Here is a 17,626-nt window from a genome sequence, read left to right as displayed (position 1 = left end):
CCTGTATACCGCGACACGATGCGGTGATTATGAGTCAGCGTGTAGCAAGACGAGTCGATTTGCCCCAAGGTCACGGAGTTACTTAGTTGAAACGTGAAATCCCAATTTCCATAGAGGGTCCGGCCGGTGTGCTGGAAGGTCTGTATTTCGATCAGCCCGATGCGCGCGGGCTGGCGCTGATCTGTCATCCCAATCCGGTCAAAGGGGGGACGATGCTCAACAAGGTGGTGTCGACCTTGCAGCGCACCGCGCGCGATGCTGGCTACATCACGCTGCGCTTCAATTTTCGTGGAGTGGGTGGTAGTGCCGGTAGTCATGACATGAACATTGGCGAAATCGACGACGCCGAAGCTGCATTGCGCTGGCTGCAGGCGCAGCACCCCGGGCTACCGCTGACATTGCTGGGCTTTTCCTTTGGTGGTTTCGTGGCGGCGGCATTGGCCGGGCGGGTCGAGGCGCGTGGCGAGTTGCTGGAAAATCTGTTCATGGTCGCGCCGGCGGTCTCGCGACTGGCGGATCAGCCATTGGCGGAGCGTTGCGTACTGACCATTATCCAGCCCGCCGATGACGAAGTGATCGATCCGGAGTCGGTGCATGCCTTCTCCGCTGGGCTTCAGCGTCCCCACGAGCTGCTTAAAGTGGCAGAATGCGGCCACTTTTTCCACGGCAAACTGGTGGAACTCAAGGAGCTGGTTGCGCCGCGGCTGGGCTAGCTTCACCGCGACCAGCGCTGACTGAATCGAGACGATCGTATGAAAACCCGAATCCTTACCGGCATCACCACCACGGGCACGCCACATCTGGGCAACTACGCCGGGGCCATTCGGCCGGCGATTGTGGCCAGTCGCGAAGCCAACGCCGACTCCTTTTACTTTCTCGCTGATTATCACGCGTTGATCAAATGCGACGATCCGCTGCGCATTCAGCAGTCGCGACTGGAGATCGCCGCGACCTGGCTGGCCTGTGGCCTGGATGCCGATCGGGTGACCTTCTATCGCCAGTCGGACATCCCTGAAATACCAGAGCTGACTTGGTTGCTGACCTGCGTCGCCGGCAAGGGTCTGTTGAACCGTGCGCACGCCTATAAGGCGTCGGTGGACAAAAATGTCGAGAAGGGCGAAGACCCGGATGCAGGCATCACCATGGGACTATTCAGTTACCCGGTGCTGATGGCGGCCGACATCCTGATGTTCAACGCGCACAAGGTGCCGGTCGGTCGTGATCAGATCCAGCACGTGGAAATGGCCCGCGATATTGGCCAGCGCTTCAATCATTTGTTTGGCAACGGCAAAGAGCTGTTCACCGCTCCCGAGGCGCTGATCGAAGAAGGCGTCGCGACGCTCCCCGGTCTCGATGGCCGCAAGATGTCGAAGAGCTACGACAACACCATCCCGCTGTTCGCCAGTGCCAAGGAGCTGAAAAGCACAATCGCCCGCATCGTTACCGACTCCAAACTGCCCGGCGAGCCCAAGGACCCAGACGATTCCCACCTTTTCACGCTCTATCAAGCCTTCGCCACCCCGGCGCAGTTGGCAGAGTTTCGTGGTGAGCTGCTTGCCGGGCTTGCCTGGGGCGAGGCTAAGCAGCGCCTGTTCCAGCTACTCGACAACGAGTTGGGTGAAGCACGCGAGCGCTATCACGCACTGATGACACGTCCTGGCGAGCTGGAAGATATTCTCCAGGCCGGAGCAGCGAAGGCGCGCAAGGTAGCTACGCCGTTCCTCGGAGAATTGCGTGAGGCCGTAGGGCTGCGCAATTTCCGCAGCGATGTGACAAGCGCGGCTCCTGCCAAAAAGAAAGGCGGAAAAAGTGCCCGCTTCGCCAGCTTTCGGGAGAACGACGGCAGCTTCCGCTTCCGCTTTTTCGCCGCCGATGGTGAAGAGCTGCTGCTGTCGCGCCCATTCAGCGACCCCAAGGTGATTGGCGTGATCAGCCAGCGCCTGATAGCGCAGGGTGTCGATGCGCTGGAGCTACGTGCCGACGAAGGCAATCAGTTTACGTTGTGGCTTGATGGCGAATGCATCGCCGACAGCCCTGTCCACACCGATGAAAAATCGCTGGAAGCGGCCATACTGCGCCTGCGTCAGGCATTGGCGACACTTGCCGTGTAATTATCCAGCCGTACCCGCCGGTCGCTGCACGGCCGGCGGTTCCGGCTGACCCCTGACTCCATCCGAGGCTCAAGCGCTTGAACGATCTGCGTAAATTGCCAACCACCGAGGGCACGGCTAAAGTGTCGGCCCCGTTTCACTACCCAGACCCCGCCATGACCCCTCTTGAGCGCTATCAGGCAGACCTGAAACGTCCTGATTTTTTCCACGACGCCGCCCAGGAAACTGCCGTGCGTCATCTGCAGCGTCTGTATGACGATCTGGTCGCCGACGATCGCAACAAATCTGGTCTGCTTGGCAAGCTGTTCGGCAAAAAACGTCAGGACCCGATCAAGGGTCTGTATTTCTGGGGCGGAGTGGGTCGCGGCAAGACCTATCTGGTGGACACCTTCTACGATGCCCTGCCGTTCGAGCAGAAAACACGTACCCACTTCCATCGCTTCATGAAGCGCGTTCATGAGGAGATGCGCACCCTCAAGGGTGAGAAGAACCCGCTGACGATCATAGGCAAACGCTTTGCCGACGAGTCTCGCGTGATCTGTTTCGACGAATTTTTCGTTTCCGATATTACCGATGCGATGATTCTCGCGACCCTGCTCGAAGAGCTGTTCAAGAACGGCGTAAGCCTGGTGGCGACCTCTAACATCGTGCCGGACGGCTTGTACAAGGACGGCCTGCAGCGTGCTCGCTTCCTACCGGCTATCGAATTGCTGAAAAAGCACACCGAAATCGTCAACGTCGACAGCGGCATCGATTACCGTCTGCGCGCGCTAGAGCAGGCCGAGCTCTACCACTTCCCGCTGGACGCCGAAGCGGAGCAGAGTCTGGAAAAGAGCTTCCGCAGCCTGCTGTCGGAGCAGTGCCGGGTGCAGGAAAACGAAGCCTTGATGATCGAGAATCGCGAAATCGTCGCGCGCAAGGTTTCCAATGGTGTCGCCTGGTTCGACTTCCGCGAGCTGTGCGATGGGCCGCGCAGCCAGAACGACTACATCGAGCTGGGCAAGATCTTCGATGCGGTGCTGGTTTCCAATATCGAACGGATGGATGTCTCCAAAGACGACATGGCGCGGCGCTTCATCAATATGGTGGACGAGTTCTACGACCGCAACGTCAAGCTGATCCTGTCCGCCGAAGTCGAGCTGAAGGATCTGTACGCTGGTGGCCGCCTGGAGTTCGAATTCCAGCGCACCCTGAGCCGCCTGCTGGAAATGCAATCGCACGAATATCTGTCGCGTCCGCACAAGCCCTGAGCTAATTCATCCGTCGAACGGCAAGCCAGCGCGTAAGCGCAACTTGCCGTTTTTTTTTGCCGTCAGCTTTTGTGCCGATACTGCTGCCGATACTGCTGCCGATACTGATTGGGCGATAGCTCGGTGTGCTGGCGGAACAGCCGCGCAAAGAAGCTCGCATCATCGTAGCCAACTTCGTAACTGATGGTCTTGATGCTCTTGCGCGTGGTCGAGAGCAAGCTCTTGGCGGTTTCAATGCGCAGCCTTTGCAGGTAGTGCAGCGGTTTATCGCCGGTCGCCGTCTGGAAGCGCCGCATGAAATTGCGGATGCTCATGCCGTGCTCTCGCGCCACATCCTCGAAGCGGAATTTTTCCGCGAAGTGCTCTTCCAGCCATTCCTGAATCTGCAGTACGCGTGTGTCCAGGTGCAGCTTCTGCCCACCGAAACCTATCCGTCCCGGACTGTAGTTGCGCTGCACCTCGAAAAGAATGTCACGCGCCATGCCTTGCGCGACATTCGAGCCGCAGAAGCGCTCGACCAGATGCATGTAAAGGTCCGAGGCTGAAGTGATGCCGCCCGCGCAGTAGAGATTGTCGCTGTCGGTCAGGTGTCTCTCCTGCGAAAAAAGCACACGCGGGAAGCGCTCGGCGAATTCCCCGGCAAAGCGCCAATGCGTTGTGGCCTCACGATCGTCGAGCAATCCTGCAGCGGCCATCCAGAACGCTCCAGAGGCTTCGCCGCAGATTGCGCTGCCGGCCGCGTGCCGCTCCAACAACCACGGGGTTACCTGCGGATATTGTTGGCAGAGCGCGTCGAAATCGCCCCAGAACGCCGGCAGTATTACTGCATCGGTTACATCCAATGCGCTGTCTACCTCGATGCGGGTACCGCTGAAGGTGCTGACAGGCTTGCCGTCGGGGCTGACTAATGAGGTCTCGAAAGCAGGCTTGAGCCCCAGGCCGAGCTGTTTGCCGTAGCGCAGGCTGGCCATATGAAAGAAATCCTTGGCATGCATCAGGGTGGACGCGAACACCCCTTCAGTGGCCAGAATGCTGATGCGTTTCAATGGTTGTGCGGTGAGCATGCGTTTTCTTCTGGCTATTCCGATTATTTTTATAAGGGGCAAAGTAGGGTAAATCTGCCGCTATCCGGCAGGAGCGTCTTATTTTTTTCCGCGACTGTCCAGTCACAATCAGTCTAATGGGGCGGAACCGCTCGCGGCGCTACCCATCAGAGTTACATCAGAGGGGATTTTCATGACAGCAGCCGCACCACCAGGTCATCCCGATGCGTTTTCCGGATGGGATGGCAGCACCGCCGCCGCCCGGGAAATGCAGAAGCAACTGGCAGGCAAGGTCGTGCTGGAAGATGCCTTCGGTCCGCTGCGGCTGATTGCCGGCGTCGATGTCGGATTCGAGGAGGGCGGCAAGATCACCCGTGCTGCAGTGGTTCTGCTCGATGCCGAAACACTTGAGCCGGTGGCACAGGCACTCGCGCGGATTCCGACTTGCATGCCGTATATTCCGGGCCTGTTGTCCTTTCGCGAGCTGCCCGCTGTGTTGCAAGCGCTCGATTCGCTTGGTCAGGTGCCGGATCTTATTTTCTCCGATGGGCACGGCATCGCTCATCCGCGTGGGCTTGGCATCGCCGCCCACCTGGGTGTGATTACCGGCCTGCCGACGATCGGTGTGGCGAAGAAGATCCTTACCGGTCACCACGCGGAACTCGGCGAGCAGCGTGGCGATCAGGTTGATCTGTTGGCAAAGGATGGCAGGGTGATCGGCGCTGTTTTACGCAGCAAGGATAAGGTGCGCCCGTTGATCATTTCGCCCGGCAACCGGGTAAGCCTGGCGACCGCACCGCAGTTGGTGATGCGTTATGTCACCCGTTATCGCCTGCCGGAACCGACGCGGTTGGCCGACCGCCTGGCCTCGCGCCGGAATGAAAAGCGCGCCAGCACCCAGCAGACGATGAGCTTCGAATAGCGCGGCGGCTTGCAGTAAGCCGCTTGCAGGCGCTAGCCTGCAGACCCGCAGGTTTTCCAGGTTCCGCCCCGATGCTGTTGGATCATGCGACAGGCTGGTGTCGAGGCATTCGCCATTGCCCCTCGCCCAACTTCAATCAGCGCCCCGACGGCGAAATATCGCTGTTGGTCATTCACAACATCAGCCTGCCGCCCGGTTGTTTCGGGACTGGCAAGGTTCAGCAGTTTTTTCAGAACTGCCTGCCCACCGAAGAGCACCCTTTCTTCGAAGAAATCGCGACCCTGCAGGTGTCGGCGCATTTCCTTATCGAACGTGATGGCGCCATCACCCAGTTTGTCTCCTGCCTGGATCGTGCTTGGCACGCAGGCATCTCGCGCTTCGACGGGCGCGATAGTTGCAACGATTTTTCCCTTGGCATCGAATTGGAGGGCACCGATGACGCGCCATTCAGCGAGGCTCAGTACGAAGGCCTGATCCAGCTCTGCCACCTGCTGCAGCAAGCCTACCCGGCGATCACGCCGGATCGGGTCTGTGGCCACAGCGACATCGCTCCGGGACGCAAGACCGACCCGGGACCAGCATTCGATTGGCAGCGCCTGCGCGCGACGGCGATCGTTGCGTGGGACTGCCCAGCAAAGGATAGATAGATGATTTTTCTTGTGGTGTTGCTGGTACTGCTGATCGACAAACTCACCGATTGGCGGCGCGATGTGCAGCAGGATGGTCCTTGGCTGCATCTGCTGCGACGGATCGAAAGTCGCCCTGCGCTGGCGTCCAAACCATGGTTGAGCCTGCTGGTGGCGGTGCTGCTGCCGATCCTGCTGCTCGGCTTGTTGTTGATCGCGCTCAAGCCATTGGCCTACGGCTGGCTCAGCCTGCCTCTGCACTTGCTAATGCTGCTTTATAGCCTTGGTCGGGGGCAAAGCAAACGCGAGCTCGGGCCGTTCCGCGATGCCTGGCGGCGTGACGATGGTGAGGCGGCCGCGCTGGTGGCCGAGCGCGATCTGGGCATCAATGCGTCGGACGCGCCAAGCCTGCTGCGAGCTGTAGAGGCGCAACTGCTTTGGCGCAGCCACCAAGGTTTTTTTGCTGTGATCTTCTGGTATGTGTTGCTTGGGCCCATGGCCGCACTGGCCTACCGCCTGCTTTCATTAACCGTCGAGCACGCCCGGAGCGAAGCCCTGCGCGAGCGGGCCGGGCAGCTACTGCACGCCTTCGACTGGTTGCCCATGCGGGTCCTGCTTGCCAGCTTCGGGCTGGTTGGCAACTTCGTCGAGGTCAATCGCGCGTTGTTGCATGACTTGCTGCACTGGGAGATTCCCGCCAGGCAGCTGCTGGCGGATGTAGGCCCGGCTGCGGCCGATCTGAGCGACGCCTTCGAAGGTGAAGCGGGCCTCGCCCGACTCGACAGTCTCGCGGCCCTGCTGGTGCGCACGCGCATGCTTTGGTACGCGGCCATCGCTCTTTGGATCATTCTTCTTTAGCGATCGCGGACAGATCTTTCGGCCGATTGTGTTCCTGCCTCGCAACGTTCCGGCAACCGCCGCTGATCGTATAAATGCCGTGGATATGCCGGAATCGGCGAGCCTTCTGCCACTTGTCGGGCCACCATCCTGCCATTACCTTAAGTTACATAACCCGCGACCGATATCCCGTATAAGTTTTCTCGTGCCACCTCTTTGACGAGCCCTGCTGCAGCCATCGATGTTGCCAGCAATACAACAAGAAACTGGGAGACGTCTTTTGAAAAGCCTGTTGTATCCCGCTATCGCATTGATGAATCGCCTGAGCTTCGGAATGAAGTTCAGTCTGATCAGCGTCCTTTTCTTCGTTCCTATGTTGCTGACTAATTTCTATTTGGTACGCGACTCGTACCGGGAGTTCGTGGGCACCCGCACGGAGCTGCAAAGCCTCGAGCTGCTGGGTACAGCATTGCAGCTGCGACGCGAGATGGAGGACTGGAAGGACCTGGTCGAAATCGAGGGTATCATCGGTCAGACCGGTGAAGTCCAGGCGCTGGTGACCCGGCTGGCGGACGCTGAACGAGAGTTGTCGTCGCGGATGCAAAGCCTGGTGCCGGTCAGCGACAACCCCGAACAGGTCGCCGAATTCAACACCCGCCGAGATGAACTCGACGCGGCCCTGCGCGAGGCGCAGGCGCAGCAATCGCTGCAGGCCAAGGCCGCCATGGCGCGTGCGTTGCTGGGCAAGGCGCAGGTGATGATCAAGCTGATTGCCAGTCAGTCCGGCTTGAGTCAGGACAGCCAGCGCGATGTGCGGATGCTCGCCGAACTGCTGACCTCGGTCACGCCCTCGATCACGGCCATCCTCGGCGAGGGCAGGGCGATCGGCTCCTACACCTTTGGCCAGGGCTACCTGAACTCCGACGCCAGCAACAAGCTGGACGAACTGCTCCTCGAACTGGAAAAGCAACAGGCTCAATACGGCGCCCAACTGCAGGACGTGCTGGGCAGCAGCGCCTCCGCGCAGCGCCAGCTTGAAAGCTACACCGCCGCTAGCCGCGATTCTCTGAAGATCAGCAGCGATATCTTTCAAGACCAGGTGATCATGGCCGAAGCGCTGGATCGTCCGTGGGAGAATTTTTACGACCTGATCAGCGCCGAGATGGCGAAGACCTACGCACTCAACGATTCGATTCTCGGCTTCCTGGACGGTGAATTGGAGCAGCGTCTGGAGCAGAAACGCCTGCTGATGATCTCGCTACTCACCGCGCTGGTCCTGGTGTTCGTGCTTGTGGTCTATCTTTACAGCGCCTTCTACATGTCCACTCGCGCGTCGCTGAAGAGCCTTGGTGCAACCATGGACCGCGTTGCTGCTGGCGACATGACCGCGCGTTTCCAAGTGCAAAGCCGTGATGAGTTGGGTGAGCTGGGTCAGGTATTCAACGAGACCGTGGCCAAGATACGTGATCTGATCGAGCGGGTTGGTCAGACGGTCGGTGAGGTGGAACGTCAAGCTTCACGCGTCGAAACCGTCTCGGGCGAAAGCAACCAGACGGTGTCCGAGCAGCGCGGACAAATCGAGCAGGTCGCTACTGCGATGAACCAGATGTCAGCAACCGCACAGGGAGTCGCCACCAGCGCCGAAGCGGCGGTCGGCAGCGCGCAGAGCGTCAATGAAGAAACGGTTAGCGGTCGCAGCCTGGTCGAGGCGCAGGTTGGCGGCATCGAGCGATTGGCGGCTGAGATCGAGCAATCGGTCAGCGTGATCAATCAGCTGGCCAGTGACAGCAAGGCCATCAGCCAGGTACTGGATGTAATCAAAGGTGTCGCTGAGCAGACCAACCTGCTGGCGCTCAATGCCGCAATCGAGGCCGCACGCGCCGGCGAACAGGGGCGTGGTTTCGCTGTGGTCGCTGATGAAGTGCGCAGCCTGGCCAAACGCACCCAGCAGTCCACCGAAGAAATCGAGCAGATGATCGGGCGGCTCCAGGGCGGTGTCGGCGCCGCGGTCAAAACCATGCATTCCAGCCATTCGATGGCCGAGGAAACGGTCAGCCAGTCGGCGCAGGTTCGTCAGGCGCTGGAGAATATCCTTGGCGCGGTCGGCGTCATCGTCGACCAGAACCAGCAGATCGCCGCGGCGGCAGAGGAACAAACCGCGGTGGCTCACGACATCGATCGCAACATCGTCGCGATCAACGAAGCCGGGCAGCGAACTGCTGAAGGGGCAGGGCATACCGAGCAAGCCAGCCGCGAGCTGACCGAACTGGTTGGACGCCTGCAACAATTGATCGGCGCGTTCCGGGTCTGATCGTTGGCCTCAGGCGACGACGCGCAACCGTCCATCGCATCCTTGTGAACAGCGCCTCGCATACCCGGGTCTGCCAAAAAGGCGAACCCGGGAGCGCGCTATGTCCAGCACCGCGAAAAAGACCGATCCGCAACTATGGGAGCGGGTCAAGAAAGAGGTCACCGATGGCGACAAGGGCGGCGAGCCCGGCCAGTGGTCCGCGCGCAAGGCGCAATATGCCGTGCAGGAATACAAAAAGCGCGGCGGTGGCTACGGAGGCCGTGCCGAGCGATGGCGAAGCGGTTGGCCATGCCATGGGCGAGCGCATTCTGGAACTCAAGGGGCGGCGTCAGGCTGATCTCGAAGAAGACGACTACCAAGCCATGCGCAAGGTCATCGGTTACGTCCATCGGCATCTGGCCCAGCGGCCAAAGGGCGACATCCAAGATAGCCGTTGGCGCCACTCGTTAATGAATTGGGGACACGATCCGCTGGAGGACTGAGTTCCGCTGTTCCGTATTGAAGCTGGTGATCTCGGCTTCAACGTTGCCAGGGCGTTCCGTCTGATCGTAGTGATTCGCTGGCAGTTGCGGCGATGCGGCGTTCGATGACGCACGTGCCGGTTTGGTCAGCTGATCCTCACTTCCAGCCGAACAGCTCGCAGCTGTTTCGGTAGCTGACGTTAGCCAGTTCGTCGGGACTGATGCCACGCAGCTCGGCCAATTCACGGCAGATATCGGGAAGGAATTCCGGACTGTTGCGCTGGCCGGCATGGCTGTGCGGCGTGATATCCGGGGCATCCGTTTCCAGCACGATGCTTTCTAGCGGCAGTTGCTGAAGTACCCGATGCATGCGATGCGCTTGGGGCCAGGTGCCGGCGCCGCCGAGGCCGAGTTTGTAGCCGAGTCTGATGTATTCCCGCGCTTCCTCCCAACTACCGCTGAACGCGTGGGCGATACCCGCACGTTTGAGCTTGCGCTGCTTCAGCGCGGCAATCATCGGGGCATGGGCACGGCGCACATGCAGCAGCACCGGGAGTTCGAACTCGTCGGCCAAGTCGAGTTGAGCTTCCAGCAATTGCTGCTGGCGCTCCTTGTCTGGATTTTCGATGTAATAGTCCAGGCCGATCTCACCGATTGCGCAGAGCTTTTCGTCCCCTCGCAGACGTTGCAGCCAATCGCGCAACGCACCGATGTGCTCCGATCGATGGTCCTGTAGAAACACCGGATGCAACCCCAGCGCGGCGTATACGGCCGGTTCGTCCAGCGCCAGCTGCCAGACCCTTTCCCAATTCGCCTGGTGCACGCCTAGCACCAGCACGCGCTCCACACCGACTGCCGTGCAGCGGGCCAGCACCTCACTGCGATCGGCGTCGAAGGGGTCGAAGTCGAGATGAGTGTGGGTATCGATCAGGGGCACGGCAGATATCCTGGCCTGGTATCGGTAGGCTGAAAGGCGGAGGTGGCGGAACTCAGCGGAGGGTTTCTTCCTCGATCTGGATGTCGCTGACGCCCAGCTCGGCCATGCGGCTGTGCTCGCTCGAACGTACCGGAATTTCCCAGGGTGCGTCAGTCGTCGCGCGCGGCTCGCGGACATGATGCAGGAGAATTTCCAGTTCGGCCTGTTCCATGTCGGGTTCTTCGAAGGAGCTGAGCGTCAGCGAGGCCGGGTTTCCGTTGATCAGGTAGTGAATGCGGTAGCGTTTCAGTTCGGTCATGGCGGCTCTCTGCTTCTTGGTTCGGGGATATGCAATATCCGACCGCCGAATCGCGCTCAGGCTCCCGAATCGTCACGCTCCGATTCAAGCAATGCCGCCTTGCGCTCGATGCCCCAGCGGTAGCCGGTCAGCGCTTGGTTGGCCCCAACGACCCGATGGCAGGGCACCAGCAGCCCGACTGGATTACTCGCACAGGCACGGGCAACGGCGCGGGCATGGCTGCCGAGGCTTTCGGCCAGCTCGCCGTAGCGGCGGGTCTGGCCAGGGGGGATGTCTTGTAATGCCTGCCAGACGCGCTGCTGGAAAGCACTGCCGCGTAGATCCAGTGGTAGCCGAACGGCGTGTGATGGCTCGGCCAGTTGGTTCAAAATCGGCTGCAGCCAGTCGCCCAGGCCAGTCTGATCGCGCCGCAATACGGCTGCGGCGAAGCGCGACTGCAGTTCGCCCAACAATTCCTGCTCGTCGTTACCGAACAATAGCGCGCAGATTCCCTTGTCGCTGGCAGCGACCAACAGCAGACCCAGCGGACAGGCGCTGATTGCATAGCGCAGCGACTCGCCAGCACCCTTGCGCCGGCGCTGCGCCGGGCTCAGTGCCGTGACGTTCTGGTAGGCGCCGCGAGTGCTGCCGTAGCCCGCATCCAGCGCTGCACCCAATACCGAATCGGCTGCTGGCAGACGCGTCTCCAGCCGCTCGCGGCGACGCGCTGCGGCCCAGGCGTGGGGTGTAAGGCCGGTGCGGGCTTTGAAGGCGCGGGCCAGATGCGACGAGGACAGGCCAATGCGGGCAGCCAGCTTGTCCAGTGTTATCGGCTCAGGACTTTCGTCGAGCAGGCGACAAGCGGCAATTACCAGTTCATCCAGCTGTTCGGCCGGGCTCTGGCCGTGTGGCGAGCAACGCATGCAGGCACGATAGCCTGCGGCTTCAGCATCGGCCGCATTGCTAAAAAAGCTGACGCCGTCACGCCGTGGTCGGCGCGCCGGGCAGCTCGGACGGCAGAAGATGCGGGTCGAGCGGACGGCAAACACGAAGCGGCCGTCGAAGCCCGCATCGCGCTCACAGAGGGCTTGCCAGCAGCGGTCGAAATCGATCATCGCGCGGCTCCATCGGGGGTTGAATTCGATTGTCCGTCCTGATCGCCTTGTACGCCAATACGCATTGCGCTTTCAAACTTGCGGGCGAGCATGGAAGCGTGCTGACGATTACCGTAACCTGCAGGTCTGCATAGTCGAATAGGGTCTGTAAGCCGCTGATGAAAACGCCAAAACGACTCGAGCCGCTGGTCGAGGATGGGCTGATCGACGAAGTGCTGCGGCCGCTGATGAGCGGCAAGGAAGCAGCTGTATATGTGGTGCGCTGTGGTGACGAGCTGCGCTGCGCGAAGGTGTACAAAGAAGCCAACAACCGCAGTTTCCGCCAGGCGGTTAAATATCAAGAAGGCCGCAAGGTCCGCAGCAGCCGCGACGCCCGTGCCATGGCCAAGGGTTCGAAGCATGGGCGCAAAGAAAAGGAAGAGAACTGGCAGAACGCCGAAGTGGCTGCACTGTTCCGCCTGGCGGACGCCGGTGTGCGCGTGCCTAAGCCTTACGATTTCCTCGACGGCGTGCTGCTGATGGAAATGATATCGGGCGAAGACGGTGATGCTGCACCGCGTCTCAACGACGTCGATCTGCATCCCGACGATGCCCGGGAATTTCATGCCTTCATGATCGGCGAAGTCGTGAAAATGCTCTGTGCCGGATTGGTACATGGCGACCTTTCCGAATTCAACGTGCTGCTCGACGAGCACGGCCCGGTGATCATCGACCTGCCGCAGGCGGTGGACGCAGCGGGTAACAACCACGCCTTCGAAATGCTCGAGCGCGACGTCGGCAACATGTCGGCGTACTTTGGCCAGTTCGCGCCGGAGCTCAAGTTCACTCGCTACGCCAAGGAAATGTGGGCACTTTACGAAGATGGCAAGTTAACGGCGGATACCGAATTGACCGGTGAGTTCGCCGAACCGGAAGATGCCGCCGATCTGGACGCGGTGATGCGCGAGATCAAGGCGACACTCGCAGACCAGGCGCGCAAGGAAGCCCTGCGCAATGCGACGGACGAGCCCAGCGACGAGCCGCCGACACCGCCATGGATGCGCAACTGAACTGCCTCTGAGTCGTGCCGACATGCTTAATATGAGTTGTCGGCCTATGCTGAACTCACCGGGCACGCTTACACGGTAATGGCAGGGGCACGCTTCGCCCGACGTGGATTGGGCGTATCATTGCCGGCGTTTCAATGCGAGCAGGAGAGAGTCGCAATGCAAGGTCAGCCACAAGTCATCGAATATCTGAAAGAACTGCTGCGTGGAGAGCTGGCCGCGCGCGACCAGTATTTTCTGCACTCGCGTATGTATGCCGATTGGGGTTTCAGCAAACTCTACGAGCGAATCAATCACGAGATGGAGGAGGAAACCCAGCACGCCGATGCGTTGCTGCAACGCATCCTGTTCCTCGAAGGCACGCCCGATATGACCCCCGAGGCGATAAACGCAGGACATACCGTGCCGGAGATGCTGCGCAGCGATCTGGCGCTGGAGTACAAGGTTCGTGAAGCCCTCGCCAAAGGCATGGCGCTGGCCGAGCAGCAGGGCGATTACCAGACGCGCGATATTCTGGCGCTGCAGTTGATGGATACCGAAGAAGATCACGCCTACTGGCTGGAGCAGCAGCTCGGGCTGATCGACCGCATCGGTTTACAGAACTATCTGCAGTCGCAGGCGTGAAAGCACCTAAGCTTCAGCCATAAGCTACAAGTTAAAACAGACATCTCTACTACTTTTATAAGCCAGCAAACCAGCTGCCGCTCAATCGCACCCGCCGGACTCCAGGCCCTTCAGAATTGGGCAATCCGGGCGGTCATCGCCGTGGCAGGTATCGACTAGCTCCTGCAATGTGTCGCGCAGACCTACCAGTTCGGCGATCTTCTGGTTCAACGCGTCGATGTGCGAACCAGCCAGCGCCTTCACATCGGCGCTGGCACGCTGGCGGTCCTGCCAGAGCGTGAGCAGCTTGCCCACTTCTTCAAGCGAAAAGCCCATATCGCGTGAGCGCTTGATGAAGCCGAGGCGGTGCAGGTCTTCCTGGGCATAGTGACGATAACCGTTGGCGCTGCGTCCGGCGGGGCTGATCAGGTCGATGGATTCGTAATAGCGAATCATCTTTGCCGACAGGCCGGTGTTCTTCGCTGCCTGACCAATATTCATGCTGCCTCCAAGTCTTGCGGGGGTCGAGGTTGCATCCGTTCAACGTGGCCTCGTTGCGATGGGTACATCTGCTGCTACTGCTCCGGTTTCCAGCGCTTGAGCAGCAGCGCATTGCTGACCACGCTGACGCTCGACAGCGCCATCGCCGCGCCGGCCATCACCGGGTTAAGGAAGCCCAAGGCTGCAAGCGGAATGCCCACCAGGTTATAGATGAACGCCCAGAACAGGTTCTGCTGGATCTTGCGATACGTGCGCCGACTGATCTCCAGCGCCGCCGGTACCAGTCGCGGATCGCCGCGCATCAGAGTGATGCCGGCGGCGTGCATGGCCACGTCTGTGCCGCCGCCCATGGCGATGCCGACGTCGGCTGCGGCCAATGCCGGCGCATCGTTGATGCCGTCGCCGACCATCGCCACCACCGCGCCACCTTTCTTCAGCTCGACGACCGTTGCGGCTTTGTCCGCAGGCAAGACCTCGGCGTGCACGCTGTGGATCTGCAGCGCCTCCGCCACCACACGGGCACTGCCGCGGTTGTCGCCGGTGATCAGGTGGCTTTCGATATTTCTCGTGTTCAGCGCGGCGATTGCGTCCGCCGCGCCGTCCTTGAGGCTATCGCCGAAAGCGAACAGGCCAAGCACACGCGGCTGCGGAGCCGTCTCGATCAGCCAGGACAGCGTGCGTCCTTCGGCTTCCCAGGCCTGCGCCTGCTCAGTGAGATCGCCTGGCTGCAGGCCGTTATCGTCCAGCAGGCGCCGATTGCCCAGAACCAGTGAACGGCCGTCGAGATCACCAGCGATGCCGCGCCCGGTCAGCGATTGGCTCTGCTCTACATCAGGCACGTCCAGCCCGCGCTCTTCGCAGCGGTCCAGCACTGCCCGCGCCAGCGGATGTTCACTGCCGCGTTGCAGCGCGCCGGCCAGCTGCAGCAGCGCGGCCTCATCGCCATCGTTTGCATGAAGGTGCACGATGCGTGGCTTGCCTGAGGTCAGCGTGCCGGTCTTGTCGAAGGCTACCGCCGTGACAGCGTGGGCGACTTCCAGCGCCTCGGCATCTTTTATCAGGATGCCGTGACGCGCCGCCACGCCAGTGCCCGCCATGATCGCCGCTGGGGTGGCGAGCCCGAGGGCGCAGGGGCAGGCGATCACCAGTACCGCGACCGCGTTGATCAACGCGACTTCCGCCGACGCGCCGGCCGATAGCCAGCCGATCACCGTGCATATCGCGATCACCAGCACTGCCGGGACGAACACCTGACTGACCTTGTCGACCAATTTCTGGATCGGCGCCTTGGCGGCCTGGGCGTCTTCGACCAGACGGATGATGCGCGCCAGCACCGTCTCGCCACCCAGCGCGGTGGTGCGTACCAACAGCCGCCCTTCACCATTGATAGCGCCGCCGGTGATGCGGTCGCCGGGAACTTTGGCAACCGGCAGGCTCTCGCCGCTGATCAGCGCCTCGTCGGCCTGACTTTCGCCGTCGATCACCTCGCCATCCACCGGGAAACGTTCGCCGGGCTTCACCAGCACCAGATCGCCCAATCGCAGCATGGCAATGGCGACATCTTCTTCCTGGCCATCAATGACCCGCACCGCTCGATCAGGGCGTAGCGCTTCAAGGGCACGGATGGCGGCACTGGTCTGGCGCTTGGCGCGGCTCTCGAGATATTTGCCGAGCAACACCAGGGCGATGACGACCGCCGATGCCTCGAAGTACAAATGCGGCGTTTGGCCGGCAGACACGGCCCACCATTGGTAGAGGCTCAAGCCGTAGCCAGCGCTGGTGCCGATAGCGACCAACAAATCCATGTTGCCGGCGCCGGCCCGAACAGCCTTCCAGCCGGCGATATAGAAGCGCGCGCCAAGAATGAACTGCACCGGCGTCGCCAGGAGGAATTGCACCCAGGGCGGCAGCATCCAATGCTGATCGAACAGCTCGCCAAACATCGGCACTACTAGCGGTGCAGCCAGAAGCAGTGCGGCGATGACCGCCCAGCGTTCGCGGCGTAGACGACGCTCGGTATTGTCTGAGGCTGGCTGTTCCGAGCCGCTGGTCTGGGCTTTGTAGCCGGCTGCTTCGACCGCCTGAATCAGTATTTCCGGATCGACTGCGCCGAGCACCTCGATATGGGCGCGCTCGCTGGCCAGATTCACCGATGCACTGCGCACGCCCGGCACTTTTAGCAGCGCGCGCTCGACCCGGCCTACGCAACTGGCGCAGGTCATACCGTCGATTGCCAGTTCGAGGGTCTGTACCGGTACGCCATAACCGGCCTTTTCCACGGCCTGAATCAGCCCGGCGAGATCGTCCTTGGCAGTTTCGATACGAACTTGCTCGGCGGCCAGGTTCACGGCTGCGTGTTCCACGCCGGGCACCTTCAGCAACGCGCGCTCGACCCGTCCGGCGCAGCTGGCGCAGGTCATGCCGGTGATGGGCAGGGTGTAGGTTGAGCTGGACATCTTCACTCCCGATTAGCCTGTCAGCGATGATCAACCTTAACCCTATGGCAAGGTCAACCCCGGCGTCCCGTGCCGTATTTGAGCTGTTGGACGCTGTCCATGCGCCAAAGTCGAGCTATCCGTAGGACAGTTAAAAGGGCGTGTCGACGCAGACGTCAAAATGAGCGGTAAGACTGGCGCATTGTGAGCGCGCTGTGACCACACGATCCGGTTGTGATGGCAATGCCAGCGTCGACATGATCTCGACGCTGGCGTGGTGCGGGTTGGGGCAAGACTCAGTGAGGCGGCGATACCCGAGTGATCGAGCAAAGAGGGGCATCAGGTTCGGTAAGCGGATCGGCAGCAGAGAGTACTGCCGCCTATCGCGCTCGGATCAGATGATGGGCGAGCTTTCCCAGTCTTTTGCCAGGCCACGGAAAATCGGGTCGATCAGCGCGGGGCCGTCGACTTCGGGGTCGAATATTGTCGGGTCACGGGTCCAGTCGCTGAACAAGCCAACTATCAATGCATGCAACGTACGGGCGGCGAGCCGAGGGGTGACTCCGGGATTAAGGTGGCTGGCCGCGCTTTCCAGTAACTTTTCGCAGAGCTCGATGAACAGATTGATAAACGCATGGTGGCGCTCTTCGGCTTCACGCAGTTCTTCGGTGAACTCGCAGCGGTGAAGCAGGATGGTCATCACACGTCGCTTTTGCTCATCGCGGCCCAACGAAGTGATGCCTTCGATGCAGAGCTCACGCAGCGCCCGCAAAGGTTGCTGTTGCGTGCAACTACAGAGGCGTTCAGCCATCTGCTCGGGCGGCAGGCGAACCTGATTGAGCATTTCATGAAACAGATGAGCCTTGTTCTGGAAGTGCCAATACACAGCGCCACGGGTAACGCCGGCATCGCGAGCGATCTGGTCGAGGCTGGTATGCGCCACCCCCTTGTCCAGGAACAACCGCTCGGCGGAAGCCAGTAGGGCAATGCGGGTCTTTTCGGCGTCTTCTTTGGTTCTTCGCATGTTTGAGCTACGGCAGCTTCGGGCTGCGTTAGGGCCCTGTCGGGCGTGGTGGTGTGCAGTTAGTCTTCAACTTCTGCAACTTTGGTTGTTTACAATCGTCTGTGTATGTAACAGCATCTTACCTTCT

General features: G+C 60.7%; 17 protein-coding genes. 10 read left to right on the top strand and 7 right to left on the bottom strand.

What is annotated here, in order from left to right:
• The first annotated feature begins 86 nt into the window (after positions 1 to 86).
• The 3 genes from NAV33_RS03685 (at position 87) to zapE (ending at position 3,361) form a co-directional block, all read left to right on the top strand.
• Positions 87 to 713 carry an alpha/beta hydrolase gene (locus NAV33_RS03685; RefSeq protein ID WP_255977104.1) on the top strand — a complete coding sequence of 209 codons (627 nt, stop codon included), beginning with the start codon at positions 87 to 89 and terminating at the stop codon, positions 711 to 713.
• A 39-nt stretch (positions 714 to 752) separates the two neighbouring features.
• Positions 753 to 2,111: a tryptophan--tRNA ligase gene (locus NAV33_RS03680; protein ID WP_255977102.1), complete on the top strand. Its 1,359-nt coding sequence runs from the start codon at positions 753 to 755 to the stop codon at positions 2,109 to 2,111.
• A gap of 155 nt (positions 2,112 to 2,266) precedes the next feature.
• Entirely contained in the window at positions 2,267 to 3,361 is a 1,095-nt protein-coding gene (gene zapE, locus NAV33_RS03675; protein WP_255977100.1) for a cell division protein ZapE, read from the top strand.
• A gap of 62 nt (positions 3,362 to 3,423) precedes the next feature.
• On the opposite strand, the gene NAV33_RS03670 is transcribed toward zapE, so the two are convergent.
• On the bottom strand, positions 3,424 to 4,425 hold the full coding sequence (locus NAV33_RS03670; RefSeq protein WP_255977098.1) for a GlxA family transcriptional regulator: 1,002 nt from the start codon (positions 4,423 to 4,425) through the stop codon (positions 3,424 to 3,426).
• 172 nt (positions 4,426 to 4,597) lie between these two features.
• Here NAV33_RS03670 and nfi point away from each other — a divergent pair, with 172 nt between their 5' ends.
• From nfi to NAV33_RS03645, 5 genes are all read left to right on the top strand, one after another.
• Entirely contained in the window at positions 4,598 to 5,326 is a 729-nt protein-coding gene (gene nfi / locus NAV33_RS03665) for a deoxyribonuclease V (RefSeq protein ID WP_255977096.1), read from the top strand.
• A 71-nt stretch (positions 5,327 to 5,397) separates the two neighbouring features.
• A complete protein-coding gene (ampD, locus tag NAV33_RS03660) occupies positions 5,398 to 5,973 on the top strand; it encodes a 1,6-anhydro-N-acetylmuramyl-L-alanine amidase AmpD (RefSeq protein ID WP_255977094.1) in 576 nt (191 codons plus the stop codon).
• On the top strand, positions 5,974 to 6,810 hold the full coding sequence (gene ampE / locus NAV33_RS03655; protein ID WP_255977092.1) for a regulatory signaling modulator protein AmpE: 837 nt from the start codon (positions 5,974 to 5,976) through the stop codon (positions 6,808 to 6,810).
• A 259-nt stretch (positions 6,811 to 7,069) separates the two neighbouring features.
• Positions 7,070 to 9,100: a methyl-accepting chemotaxis protein gene (locus NAV33_RS03650; protein WP_255977090.1), complete on the top strand. Its 2,031-nt coding sequence runs from the start codon at positions 7,070 to 7,072 to the stop codon at positions 9,098 to 9,100.
• A gap of 245 nt (positions 9,101 to 9,345) precedes the next feature.
• Positions 9,346 to 9,582: a DUF3140 domain-containing protein gene (locus NAV33_RS03645; RefSeq protein WP_255977088.1), complete on the top strand. Its 237-nt coding sequence runs from the start codon at positions 9,346 to 9,348 to the stop codon at positions 9,580 to 9,582.
• 136 nt (positions 9,583 to 9,718) lie between these two features.
• Here the strand turns inward: NAV33_RS03645 and NAV33_RS03640 are convergent, their stop codons facing one another.
• The 3 genes from NAV33_RS03640 to ada are packed head-to-tail and all read right to left on the bottom strand — an operon-like array spanning position 9,719 to position 11,890.
• The gene (locus NAV33_RS03640) at positions 9,719 to 10,498 is read right to left on the bottom strand and encodes a TatD family hydrolase (protein WP_255977086.1); all 780 of its coding nucleotides are present in this window, start codon (positions 10,496 to 10,498) and stop codon (positions 9,719 to 9,721) included.
• A 52-nt stretch (positions 10,499 to 10,550) separates the two neighbouring features.
• Entirely contained in the window at positions 10,551 to 10,796 is a 246-nt protein-coding gene (locus NAV33_RS03635; RefSeq protein WP_255977084.1) for a hypothetical protein, read from the bottom strand.
• 56 nt (positions 10,797 to 10,852) lie between these two features.
• Positions 10,853 to 11,890: a bifunctional DNA-binding transcriptional regulator/O6-methylguanine-DNA methyltransferase Ada gene (ada, locus tag NAV33_RS03630; protein ID WP_255977082.1), complete on the bottom strand. Its 1,038-nt coding sequence runs from the start codon at positions 11,888 to 11,890 to the stop codon at positions 10,853 to 10,855.
• 158 nt (positions 11,891 to 12,048) lie between these two features.
• Here ada and NAV33_RS03625 point away from each other — a divergent pair, with 158 nt between their 5' ends.
• The gene (locus NAV33_RS03625) at positions 12,049 to 12,939 is read left to right on the top strand and encodes a PA4780 family RIO1-like protein kinase (protein ID WP_255977079.1); all 891 of its coding nucleotides are present in this window, start codon (positions 12,049 to 12,051) and stop codon (positions 12,937 to 12,939) included.
• 156 nt (positions 12,940 to 13,095) lie between these two features.
• The gene (gene bfr / locus NAV33_RS03620; RefSeq protein WP_255977077.1) at positions 13,096 to 13,560 is read left to right on the top strand and encodes a bacterioferritin; all 465 of its coding nucleotides are present in this window, start codon (positions 13,096 to 13,098) and stop codon (positions 13,558 to 13,560) included.
• A gap of 81 nt (positions 13,561 to 13,641) precedes the next feature.
• Here the strand turns inward: bfr and cueR are convergent, their stop codons facing one another.
• The 3 genes from cueR to NAV33_RS03605 form a co-directional block, all read right to left on the bottom strand.
• On the bottom strand, positions 13,642 to 14,040 hold the full coding sequence (gene cueR, locus NAV33_RS03615; protein ID WP_255977075.1) for a Cu(I)-responsive transcriptional regulator: 399 nt from the start codon (positions 14,038 to 14,040) through the stop codon (positions 13,642 to 13,644).
• Between the two features lie 74 nt (positions 14,041 to 14,114).
• The gene (locus NAV33_RS03610) at positions 14,115 to 16,496 is read right to left on the bottom strand and encodes a heavy metal translocating P-type ATPase (protein WP_255977073.1); all 2,382 of its coding nucleotides are present in this window, start codon (positions 16,494 to 16,496) and stop codon (positions 14,115 to 14,117) included.
• Positions 16,497 to 16,869: 373 nt separating this feature from the next.
• Positions 16,870 to 17,499: a TetR family transcriptional regulator gene (locus NAV33_RS03605; RefSeq protein ID WP_255977070.1), complete on the bottom strand. Its 630-nt coding sequence runs from the start codon at positions 17,497 to 17,499 to the stop codon at positions 16,870 to 16,872.
• Positions 17,500 to 17,626 lie beyond the last annotated feature (127 nt).

The organism is Stutzerimonas stutzeri, assembly GCF_024448715.1.
Classification (GTDB): Bacteria; Pseudomonadota; Gammaproteobacteria; order Pseudomonadales; family Pseudomonadaceae; genus Stutzerimonas; species Stutzerimonas stutzeri_AR.
This window is presented reverse-complemented; position numbering and strand designations above follow the sequence as displayed.